This is a genomic window from Gallibacterium trehalosifermentans, from assembly GCF_042433055.1.
Classification (GTDB): domain Bacteria; phylum Pseudomonadota; class Gammaproteobacteria; order Enterobacterales; family Pasteurellaceae; genus Gallibacterium; species Gallibacterium trehalosifermentans.
Genome location: NZ_JBHLWB010000001.1, coordinates 319702 through 332586, shown reverse-complemented (window position 1 = coordinate 332586; position 12885 = coordinate 319702). Strand labels below are relative to the sequence as shown.

Genomic DNA, 12885 nt, shown 5'->3' with positions numbered 1-12885 from the left:
GCGGAAAGTTGTTTATTCTTTTCTAAATGATTGAAATTTATTCATTTTTACAATAAAGATAAGGGTGTTTGCAGCAAAATTTATTTTATTACAAACGTAGATTTTATTTTACAGAGTGTATCATCAACGTTACTTTTTAGTTTGTTGACAAGGTGATCATGAATTTTTGTTTTATTTTTATGAAATTTTGGGTTTAGGTTTCGCCCTAAAGGGCGACCCTATTTTATTCGCAAGCAAGCTTGCTCACTCTAACGAGCCGTTGCAAGCAACGTTCAAAAAGCTATCGCTTTTTGTCATTGTTCGCCCAAAGAAAATAGGGGAAAAGAAACGGCGCCCTAGTGCCTTGCTATTTCCTCATTCCGTCAAGATTTTTCGAGCGGCAAAAAACTGATATTTTTCTGCGAAAAATTAGACGTTTTTTGCCTAAAAATCTTTCCTGCATTCGGGCAAGACACAAGGGAACCCATGAAAATTTATCGAGATTTGTGTGAAAAATAAAGTTTGTCTGTTAGCAATCTCATTAATTTATTTTTGCTTTATTCTTCAATTAAATTTAGTAGGCGTCCTTTAGGCGAAACCTAAATCTAAAATGAAGAAAGATTAGACCTTTTCTGACACCTCATCTTCAAACACGCAATTCTCCGCCTCATAAACCTCTTTGTCATAACTTAACAACGGCTCAATGTGCCAGATATTTTCCGCATAATCAATAATTGAACGGTCAGAAGAGAAATAGCCCATATTTGCTGTGTTGATTAATGCAGATTTTGCCCATGCTTGCGGATTACGATAATGGGCATCAACCTGTTTTTGAATTTCCACATACGAACGGAAATCCGCCATCACTTGATAATAATCACTAAACAGATTTAATTCATTTTGATAGCGCATTGGTTCTTGTGGTGAAAAACGCCCTGAGGTAATTTGTTGCACAATTTCATGTAGTTGTGGCTCTTTTTCAAAGAACTCAAATGGTGAATAACCTCTTGCCCGCAAAGCTTCTACTTGTTCAACCGTATGCCCAAAAATAAAGACGTTTTCCTGCCCGACCATATTGAGAATTTCAACATTTGCACCGTCTAACGTCCCTACTGTTAATGCGCCATTTAAAGCAAATTTCATATTACTGGTGCCTGATGCCTCCGTCCCCGCTAAAGAAATTTGTTCGGAGAGATCCGCAGCTGGAATAATAATTTGTGCCAAACTTACGCCGTAGTTAGGAATAAAGACCACTTTGATTAAATCACGTACTCGACCATCATTATTAATCACTTGTGCAACATCATTGATTAAATTGATAATTTTCTTCGCAGTATGATAAGCACTAGCCGCTTTTCCTGCAAAAATAAAGACACGCGGCGTCCAATCTGCCTCTGGATTTTGTAAGATTTGGTTATAGCGATAAATAATGTGTAACACATTCAATAACTGGCGTTTGTATTCGTGAATACGTTTTACCTGCACGTCAAATAACGCATGAGGATTGACTTCAATGCCGAGATGTTTCTTGATGTAATCCGCTAAACGTTGTTTATTTTCCAATTTCACGCGTTGGAAATCTTGCAAGAATGCGTGATCGTCAACAAATTGATTTAATTGGCTAAGTTCTTCTAAATCTTTCCGCCATTTTTTACCAATGCGGCTATCAATTAATGCCGATAATTTTGGATTGGCGATTGCTAACCAACGACGAGGGGTTACCCCATTGGTTACATTCGTAAAACGATCTGGGTAAATTTGCGCAAAGTCAGCAAAAATCGATTTCACCATTAAATCAGAGTGAATTTTTGCCACGCCGTTGATCTTATATGAACCGATTACGGCTAACCATGCCATACGCACGCGACGCCCATTATCCTCATCAATAATCGATACGCGGCGGATTAGATCTTCTCCATACCCTTTCGCGCGTAGATCATTTAAGAAATATTCATTAATTTCTAAGATAATTTGTAAATGGCGCGGTAGGATTGTGCCTAACATTTCGATTGGCCATGTTTCTAATGCTTCGCTCATTAAAGTATGGTTGGTGTAAGAGAAAATCTTGCAACACATTTGCCACGCTTGTAGCCACTCATAACCATGTTCATCAATTAATAAACGCATTAACTCAGGAATCGCCAATACTGGGTGGGTATCATTTAAGTGAATCGCCACTTTATCCGCTAAATTATCTAAATTATCAAAAATATCCAGATGACGACGTAAAATATCTTGTACAGAAGCGGAGGTTAAGAAATGTTCTTGGCGTAAACGCAACTCACGTCCTGCGGTGGTTGAATCATCTGGATATAACACACGCGAAACGTTTTCTGAGAAGTTTTGTTTTTCCATCGCAGCAAAATAATCACCACGATTGAAATCATTTAAACTGAACGCATCACTCGATTGCGCTGACCATAGGCGTAAGGTGTTGGCAATGTCATTGTCATAGCCTGGGATTAATTGGTCATAACCTAATGCCACAACTTCATCGGAAGGTTTCCAGATACATTTATTATTTTCATAATAAATATGTCCACCAAAACGGATAGGAATTTTTTTACTTGGGCGGTTGTATTCCCATGCAATATTTTGTGCTAACCAGCCGTCTGGTTTCTCTACTTGACGACCATTTTCAATTTCTTGTCTAAACATACCATAATCATAACGGATACCGTAACCCGTTGCTGGAATGCGTAACGTGGCAAGACTATCTAAGAAACAGGCGGCTAAACGCCCTAACCCACCATTTCCTAACCCTGGGTCTTCCTCTTGATTAAGGATAGCATCGAAATCTAAACCAAGCTCAGTAAACGCCTGCTTCATTGCTTCATAAACATCTTCAGCAATCAGCGCGTTGCTAAACGCGCGCCCCATCAGGAACTCCATAGAAAGGTAATAAACACGGCGCGATTTTTCATGTTTGATCGCACGGCGAGTATGTAAACGAGATTGGGCGCTTAAATCACGCACGGTATAAAGTGCAGCATTTAACCAGTTAGTGAGTTTTGCTTCTGAGGGTTCACAACATAAGTTATAAATCAGTTTTGAAACGATGGTAGCTTTTAGCGATTCAACATCTCTGGCGGGTGCATTATAGGTAAATTTAATTTTATTCGATGGCATTTGTTGCTCTCCAATAGGGAAATGGCTCATTTTTGCGGCGGGTATCCTATGTTATTTTGGTGGTTTTTTCAATGAAAAACGAACATTATTTACCCTAAAATTGTATAAATATTCATTAGCGCCGCAATCAAAAACGCTTTCCTTTACTAATAATTAATTGATTTTAAAATGATTATTTTTTTCTCTCGGCAATAAACAAAAAATAGCGTGCATAAATGCAGTTATACACACTATTTATTCAGTAATATTTCGTTATTTTTGATATAACGCTAAATAATATTTAGCTGCTTTTTGCCAACTAAAATCTTGTTGCATTGCGGTTGAACGAATAACACTCCATTGACGCGGCTTTTGCCAAATCTCTAGCATTTTATCGATCGCATAAAGGAAACCATTCACATCTGCGTGTAAGAAAACAAACCCTGTTGCGGTTTTCGCTTTTTGGCTGTCTGGTGTGGTATCGACAACGGTATCCGCGAGACCACCTGTTGCTCTGACTAATGGCAAGGTACCGTATTTCAAGCCATAAAGTTGCGTTAATCCGCAAGGCTCAAAACGGCTCGGGACTAAAATCACATCACCACCTGCCACCATACGGTGCGATAAGGCTTCATTGTAAGCAATTTTTACGCCAATTTGACTTGGATAGGTTGCAGCAAGATGACGTAAAGCCTCTTCAAAATGTGGTGCTCCTGCCCCTAACACTGCCAGTTGGATACCTTTATTCACCATCGCTTCGGCTGCCGCAATGACTAAATCCGCCCCTTTTTGCTCTACTAAACGCGTTACCATCACCAATAACGGCGCATCTGGATTTTGTGCTAAGCCAAATTCCGCTTGCAACGCCTCTTTATCTTTTTTCTTGCCTTGCATTTTGCCAATTTTGTATGTTTTTTCGAGGTTTGGATCAGTAGCTGGATTCCATACCTGATCATCTACGCCATTTAAAATCCCATGCAAGCGCTGTTGTGCAGCCCGAGTTTGCAATAAACCATCAAATCCATATGCCATACTTGGATCAGTAATTTCACGTGCATAGGTTGGGCTCACTGCGGTAATTTCATCAGCGTAATATAGCCCTGCTTTCAAATAGGAAATTTGCCCATAAAACTCTAACCCATCAATGTGAAAGAAATGGTGTGGTAATTGCAATTCTGCCATATGGCGAGCATCAAATAATCCTGCATAGGCTAAATTATGAATGGTGAAGATTTTTTTCACTGGCAAATTCCATGCTACCGCATACGCTCCTGCTAAACCTGCTTGCCAGTCGTGCATATGCAATACATCGGCTTCGCCCCACCATCTATCCGCTCCTGCGGCTAATGTTGCCCCCACCCAGCCAAGGGTCGCAAACCGTAAATAGTTATCGGCATAATCTTGATAATGCTCATTGTGATAAGGATTACCTGAACGATTAAATAAATGCGGCGCATTAATTAAATAAATCCCAATGCCTTGGTATTCTACATAACGAATTTCAAGATGACCTGCAAAGGTAAAAAGATGCAGTGAATGTTCATGTTGTGGCAACTTTTCTGCTACTGCTGGGTACATAGGTAATACCACCCTAACGTCCATACCCTCCGCTTGCTGCGCAAAAGGTAACGCGCCCATCACATCAGCCAAGCCACCAGTCTTAATTAATGGATAAAGTTCTGAACAGATATGAAGTACTTTCATTATTGAATAAAATCCTTATTTTTCGTGGAAAAATCCACTTTTTCGCCACTAATTGACGCAAAAAAGTGGATATTAACTATTTATCTCACTGACAAGCAGTTATTATGCAGAAATGTCTGCTTCTGCTTGTTGTTTAGCCAAAAGTTTTTCTAGCATTGGTTCCGTTACTAAAACAATATTCCCTTGACTGCTAATTCTAAAACGTTGTCGATCGAGTTCTAAATCTACCCCAATTTGCATACCATCTGGAATAATACAGTTACGATCAATAATACAACGGCGTAATACGCAATTTTTACCCACTTTTACTTGCGGTAAAATTACGGCATATTCAATTTTTGATCCCTCTTCCACTCGCACATGATCAAATAACACTGAATTACTGATTTCAGCATCAATAATTACCCCACTACCACCAATCAATGAATTATCAATGGTATGTTTATGTGGGTGTTTATAGAAGAATTTTGTGGGTAATGTCTGTTTTGGTACTGTACGAATTGGCCATGCTTTATCAAACATATTAAGTTGTGGTTTTTCACTGACAAGATCGATATTAGCTGCCCAGTAGCTTTCTAACGTTCCCACATCTCGCCAGTAAATTAAGCCTTGCGTATTTCTTCCCTTGCTTGAACGTTCAAATGGGTGCGCATAGAGTAAACCTTCTTCCACCATCGCAGGGATAATATCTTTACCAAAATCATGCGACGTATCTTCACAACTCGCTTCTCTTTCTAAAATATCGTAAAGGTAATCGGCATCAAAGACGTAAATTCCCATTGAAGCTAAAGAAGAGTTTGGTTTATCTGGCATTGTTGGCGGATTGTTTGGTTTTTCAATAAAGTCTTCGACTTTTAATTGATCATTCACTGCCATTACACCAAACGCTTTGGCATCTTCTCTTGGCACTTCAATGCAACCTACTGTCGCTTTACCGCCAAACTCAATATGATCTTCAATCATGCGCATATAATCCATTTTATAGATATGATCACCCGCTAGAATTAAGACATATTTCGGACGGTAATGCTCTTTCATAATCGGTACATTTTGCCATACCGCATCGGCTGTACCACGATACCAAGTAGAATCATTTAATTGTTGACGTGCAGGAAGCATATCCACAAAATGCCCTCGTTCACGAGGCAAAAAAGACCAACCATGTTGCAAATGACGTAATAATGAATGCGCTTCATATTGGGTAATCACCCCAATTTTTAACAAACCTGAATTCAAACAATTTGACAACGCAAAGTCGATAATACGATGTGCACCACCAAAATATACGGCTGGTTTTGCACGACGATCCGTCATTTCATGTAAACGAGAACCTCTTCCCCCCGCTAAAATTAATACTAGCGTATCATTAGCGATACTTTCTCTTGTTGGAATGGATTTACTTGTGGTTGCTGCACTCATAATATTCTCCTGTATATTCTATTTAAGACAGTGATTGCATTAAGATGACAATGCCAAGTTGCTTAACAATCGCTTGCGATTGCCGTAACTCAAGCGCCTCGCCAAGTCGTATTTGCCAATCTCCTTGCGGTAAATGGAAAATTTGGCTAGTACGATTAGCATTAAAAAGTAATAAATACTTTCCTTGTAATAACAACATCAAGCTACTTCCTTGCTGCCAATCTTGTGTCTGCATTGGTTGACCATCGGCACGAAACCATTGTGCATTATCTGCGTTCCACCAATTATCATAAATTCCTCTTGCCCCCATTTCTTTCCGTAAGGCAATAAGATCCGCTACATACTGTCGCAACGAATGATCGGCTGTTTGCCAATTCAACCAAGTCAACGCATTATCTTGGCAATAACAGTTATTATTGCCTTGCTGGCTATGTCCGATTTCATCACCCGCCAGTAGCATTGGCGTACCCAATGCCAATAGTTGCGTTGCTAATAACGCTTTTTTGCTTAACAAACGTTGTTGCAAAATATCAGGATCGTTACTTATGCCCTCTTCGCCATGGTTAAACGAAAAGTTATGGCTATCACCATCTCGGTTATCTTCACCATTATTATGATTATGTTTGTGTTGATAACTGACCAAATCCTGTAAATTAAACCCATCATGCGCAGTAATAAAATTAATTGAACTGCGTACTGCCCTGCCTTTTGCTTGAAACAGATCGGCACTGCCAGCAAACCGCAGCGCGAACGCTCCCAACTCTTGACTATTATTTAACCAAAAACGCCGTATATCACTACGGAAACGATCATTCCATTCACTAAAAAAATGAGGGAAATGGCTTAATTGGTATCCTTCAATGCCAATATCCCAAGGTTCCGCAATCATCTTACATTGTGATAAAAGCGGATCTTGTGCCATCGCTAAAAAGAGTGCTGAATTTTTTGCAAATTTAGGTGTTCTGCCAAGTAAAGGGGCTAAATCAAAACGAAAACCGTCAATATGAAATTCTGTTACCCAATAACGCAAACAATCCATTACCCATTGCAGCACTCGAGGTTCAGAAAGATTTAGACTATTCCCGCACCCTGTCCAATTAAGATAATGCTGCTGTTGGTCATGCCAATAATAAAGGCGATTATCTATCCCTCGTTGGCACAATGTTGGACCTGCAATATCATTTTCTGCCGTATGGTTAAACACGACATCTAAGATCACCTCTATTCCCGCTTGATGTAAGGTTTTGATTAACGATTTTAATTCCAATAACACTGCTTCTGAGGCGGCAAATCGTTGATCGGGTGCGAAATGTGCTAAAACATTGTAGCCCCAATAATTCTTTTTCCCCATTCTCTGCAAACGAGGTTCATCTAAATGCAACGTTATTGGCAATAACTCTACTGCAGTTATCCCTAATTTTTGTAAATATGCCACATTTACAGGATCAGCTAATCCAGCAAATGTTCCTCGTAAAGTAGCAGGAATGCGATCGTTTAATTGAGAAAATCCTTTAATATGTAATTCATAAATAATAGTTTGTGACCAAGGAGTTCTTAGTGGTTTGTCATTTTCCCAATCAAATGCCGTATCTACCACCACACTTTTTGCTGCTAACGCTGCATTATCTTGTTGGTTATCCCATAAAAAAGGTACTAACTGTTGTTCAGTAGCAAGCTCTGGCACATTTACCACTAACCGACTATAAGGATCTAGCAGTAATTTGCTAACGTTATAACAATTACCTTGCTCCTGCCCGCCCTCTACACGAAAGGCATATTGTTGTCCAAAGGAAATATTGGTGATAAACAGACTAAAACAATCATAATGGCGATACATGAGATAGCGGGTTTCATGCTGTAATTCATCAAATAAACACAGCCAAACCTGCGTAGCATTTGGCGCAGCAATCGCAAAATTCACGCCTTTGCGCCCTTGATACTGCGTTATGCTATACCCTAGCGGATAGTCGTAACCAATAAAGGTTTCTCGTGTTGTCGCCATACAAAAATCCTTGCTTATTGCTTAATTATCTTTTTCTTAGTTGTACTTTTTGTCGTCGTTGTCGTTTTTGCTTTTGTCGATTTATTCGCTGTTTTTTTACCTGTTGCAGTCGTTTTTTTGGTGGCTTTCTTGCCTGTTTTTACTGCTTCTTTTGCCGTATTCTTTAATTCACTCCTGGCAAAGGATCCTTCCTCATCAACTATTTCATTCTCTAATACAAAATAGACCGCTCCGAGTGGTGGCACTTCGACACTTAATGAGTACTTCTTACCATGGCTAGCAATTTTTTCACTCCAAAGCCCCCCTGAATTATGTACGCCACTTCCCATATAACTTGGATCATCAGAGTTTAAAATTTCACGATAAAAACCACCCTTATTCACACCAAAACGGTAGTTATGTCTTACTTCAGGGGTAAAATTACACACCACAACTAAGGTTTCACCACTTTTTGCATAACGAGCAAACACCAAAACAGATTGATCCGCATCATCTACCACTAACCATTCAAAACCATTCGGCTGCTGATCTTGTTGCCATAATGCAGGATAACGTTGATAAGTGTGGTTTAAATCTCGCACCCAACGTTGCACACCATTATGCCAACCGCCATGTTCTTCATTAAGCAAGAACCAGTCTAAACTTTCTTGATAGTTCCACTCTCGACCTTGAGCAAATTCATTACCCATAAACAGTAATTTCTTACCTGGGAAACCCCACATATAGCCATAGTAAGCCCGTAAATTCGCAAATTTTTGCCAACAATCACCTGGCATTTTCGTAAGCAATGAACCTTTACCATGTACGACTTCATCATGCGACAACGGTAATACAAAATTTTCGCTATATTGATACATCATGCCGAATGTGAGTAAGTTATGGTGATATTTACGATAAATTGGATCGAGTTTCATATAGCGTAATGTGTCATTCATCCAACCCATATTCCATTTAAATTGGAAACCTAAACCACCATTTTCCGTCGCATGACTTACGCCAGCAAATGAAGTACTCTCTTCTGCGACTGACAACACACCTCGCTGTTCATTCTGCAATAACGCATTGGTACGTTGGAGGAAATTAATCGCTTCTAAATTTTCCCGTCCACCATATTGGTTTGGAATCCATTCCCCATCAGAACGACTATAATCACGATAAATCATTGAAGCTACAGCATCGACGCGCAAACCATCAAAGCCATAACGCTCAATCCAATACAGCGCATTTCCTGTTAAATAATTACGAACTTCATTACGCCCAAAGTTATAAATTAAGGTATTCCAATCTTGATGATAACCTTCTCGGGGATCGGCGTGTTCATAGAGTGCTGTGCCATCAAATTTGCTCAAACCGTACTCATCGCTTGGAAAATGTCCCACTACCCAATCCAACAACACATAAATCCCTGCTTGATGTGCTTTTTCGATGAAATAAGATAATCCTTGCGCATCACCAAAGCGGCGTGTTGGCGCATACAGACCTAATGGTTGATACCCCCAAGAACCATCAAAGGGAAATTCCGATAATGGCAACAGCTCAATATGAGTAAAGCCCATTTCTTTTACATAAGGAATTAATTCTTCAGCGACTTCTTGATAATTTAACCAATAGTTGTTAGCTAAATTACGTCGCCAAGATCCTAAATGTACTTCATAGATGCTAATTGGAGCATCAACAGCATTCGCTTTTGCTCTTTCCGCAGTATATGGTTGTTTTGGCGGTAGTTTGGTAACAACTGATGAAGTTTCAGGGCGAAGTTGCGTACCAAAGGCATAAGGATCTGATTTCAAACGAACTGCTCCGTTTGCATCTAAAATCTCAAATTTATATAAACAGCCCTCACCAATTTCTGGAATAAAAATTTCCCAAATACCACTTTCTCGATGGAATCGCATCGCATGACGGCGACCGTCCCATTGGTTAAAATCGCCTACCACAGAAACACGTCTAGCATTTGGTGCCCACACACTAAAGTTCACGCCAGATACATAACTGTTTTCTGTTAAATGCGCCCCCATGGCTTCATATGGACGTTGGTGTGTTCCCTCTTTCAATAACCAATTATCTAATGCAAATAAACAAGATGGGAAACGATAAGGATCTTCTTGATAAATTGGCTCTGCACCATTGCCATAATCAATCTTAAAGAGATAATGTAGCTCAGCGGTTGCACGAGGTAATAACGCAATAAAGAAACCTCGCTCATCGACCATTTGCATATCAGCCAAACAATGATTTTTTTGTCGATTATAAATAGCCACACTTTTTGCATCTGGTATTAATGCACGAATAATTAAGCCTTGTGCAGAAGTATGTGCCCCTAAGAATGAAAATGGATCGCCATGTACGGCATTAAATAACTGATCAATTTGGTTATAATCGATGGTAATCATATTATCCCCTAATAGCATAAGTTTGAGATTCTCTTGATAACACACTGGTGCAATATTTATTGAAAGTTGTTGACGTGCGGAAATAATTTGTCGATAGAAATAATGTAATTTTTGACAAACTTGGCTATCAAGTAGTGATACAGGTAAACGATAACGCCAATTTGGATATGCTCGAGAAATACCTGGAATATTAAAAGAAGATTCTATTCCAAGCAGATTTTCTGGTTGAATCGCAAATAATTGGCTACGGCTCACGGCACCGAGTTGATGAATCGCAAGGTTTAATTCATCGGTAAGCTGCAAGTTTTGTGGTAGTGTTGTTAATAATTTAGCTTGTTTTAAGGTTTGTACAAAACGCACTTTATCTTCTGTGCGTTGTTGTAATGCTCGTTGATATTGTGCTTCTTGTAGCACATTTAACTGATACATCGTATGTAAATCAGCTCCTTGCCAGAATCCATATAATGGGGCAACATCATGTGTACTCACCACTGCAATCGCATTCGGTTTGTAATGCTCTGGGAGCATATAACCATCATAGGTTTTACTAAAATACATCACTGCATAAGAATAAATGCCATAACGATCTAACCATTGTCTAACCTCTGGTGGCACAATCCCAAGATCTTCACCTACAACTAAACATTGTTGCCGTTGACTTTCTATCGCTAGAATTGCAATAAGCTCCTCGATTGGATAATGTACATAAGCCCCTTGCGCTGCATTCGAGCCTTGTGTAATCCACCATAAGCGATATAACGCCATCACGTGATCAATGCGTAAAATCCCATAATGCTGCATATTAGCACGCCATAAATTAATCAATGTGGCATATCCTTCCGCACGCAATGCTGTCGGGTGTAATGGCGGTAATTGCCAATTTTGTCCTGCTGGTCCTAATTCATCTGGTGGTGCGCCAACTGAAGCCTGCAAACAAAAAGCTGTACGGTTTGCCCAAGTATCTGAACCACCTCGTGCGACACCTACTGCAAGATCACCATATAAGCCAAGTTTGACCCCAGATTGTGCAAATACTTGTTTTACTGTTTCCAGCTGATCTTGCATTAACCATTGCAACCACATATAAAATTCAATTTGTTTACTGTGTTGTTCAGCAAATTGTTGTACCGTTTCACTCGTTGGATCTTGATATGCTCTTTCCCAAGCTAACCAACCGACTAAATTCTCTTCATCTTCTTGTTCTTGCGTAAATGTGCGATCGAGAACCTCAAATAAACTATGCAAATAAAGGGCTTTCCCTTGTTCTGCAACAAATTGCGCAAAGGCTTGACGGCGATAAGCTAAACTCCCTTCTCGTTTAAAAGCCTGATAAGCTACTCGTAAAGCCGTTAATTTAGTCTGCCATACCTGTGAATAATCAACCCAAGCTGTCTCACGTAATGCTGCTAAAACTTTTTCAGTTTCCGCACTATGTCGCCATTCTACTGCTGCTGGTGAAGCCATTTCTGGTAAAGCATCAATGGCTAAATAAATTGGATTTAACCAGCGGCGAGAAGAAGGACTATATGGACTTGCCCATTCAGGGTGGGCTGGAAAAAGGGCGTGTAAAGGATTAATCCCGATAAAATCAATCCCATCTTGTGCAAATTCTTGCGCTAATTTTTGTAAATCACCAAAATCGCCGATTCCCCAATTCTCATCAGATCGTAAACTGTATAACTGTACATTTAACCCGCTTACCTTTTGTTGATTATTCAATAACGGTGATTGATATGCTTTGCTTGGTGCAACTAATAAGCGATAACGTGCATAGTTGGTTACCAAGCAATAATACCCCATTGGTAATGGTATTAATTCAAGGTATTGTTGCGGTTCAATTCGCCAACTATTGTCAATAATTTGTTGTTGTTCGTTATACAGAGATTGAGGAAATTCATCAGGAGCAAACTGCAATGTTTGCCAATCTAGGCGAGCAACGGATTCAGCATTAATAACAAAAATATTCTTAAAATGATTCGGTGAATTGGGTGTATTTAATTTTAACCAGTCGATTAATGTCCTTAATATAGTATTATCGACCGCAATCTTTTCCCCCTCTAAACTGTAATAATCAGGGGCAATGCCTAAAGCTTTGGCATCTTGCTCTAGCTGAGATCGTTCAGACAACTGTCCATGAGAGGAGTTAACTATCGAATCCATAAGATTCTCCCAAATAAGTACAACCAGCTCGCTAAATAACAAAGAAGAAATCGTTTGCTTTATTTAAACTCTTCATGCAGCGAATAACTAATTTATACTCCTTTTTTATAGCAAAACCTA

The 12885-nt window shown here is 39.5% G+C and carries 5 protein-coding genes; all 5 read right to left on the bottom strand.

The window, feature by feature from the left end; all coding sequences use genetic code 11:
- Positions 1–600 precede the first annotated feature (600 nt).
- The 5 genes from ACFFHK_RS01455 to glgB all read right to left on the bottom strand — a co-directional run bounded on the left by ACFFHK_RS01455 (position 601) and on the right by glgB (position 12765).
- The gene (locus tag ACFFHK_RS01455) at positions 601–3108 is read right to left on the bottom strand and encodes a glycogen/starch/alpha-glucan phosphorylase (RefSeq protein ID WP_382368212.1); all 2508 of its coding nucleotides are present in this window, start codon (positions 3106–3108) and stop codon (positions 601–603) included.
- A 252-nt stretch (positions 3109–3360) separates the two neighbouring features.
- A complete protein-coding gene (gene glgA, locus ACFFHK_RS01450) occupies positions 3361–4791 on the bottom strand; it encodes a glycogen synthase GlgA (RefSeq protein WP_382368209.1) in 1431 nt (476 codons plus the stop codon).
- A gap of 102 nt (positions 4792–4893) precedes the next feature.
- Complete coding sequence (glgC, locus tag ACFFHK_RS01445; protein WP_382368206.1) at positions 4894–6210, bottom strand: glucose-1-phosphate adenylyltransferase; 1317 nt, start codon at positions 6208–6210, stop codon at positions 4894–4896.
- A 22-nt stretch (positions 6211–6232) separates the two neighbouring features.
- Positions 6233–8212, bottom strand: a complete 1980-nt coding sequence (glgX, locus tag ACFFHK_RS01440) for a glycogen debranching protein GlgX (protein WP_382368203.1) — start codon at positions 8210–8212, stop codon at positions 6233–6235.
- A gap of 14 nt (positions 8213–8226) precedes the next feature.
- Complete coding sequence (gene glgB, locus ACFFHK_RS01435; RefSeq protein ID WP_382368200.1) at positions 8227–12765, bottom strand: 1,4-alpha-glucan branching protein GlgB; 4539 nt, start codon at positions 12763–12765, stop codon at positions 8227–8229.
- Positions 12766–12885: the final 120 nt, after the last annotated feature.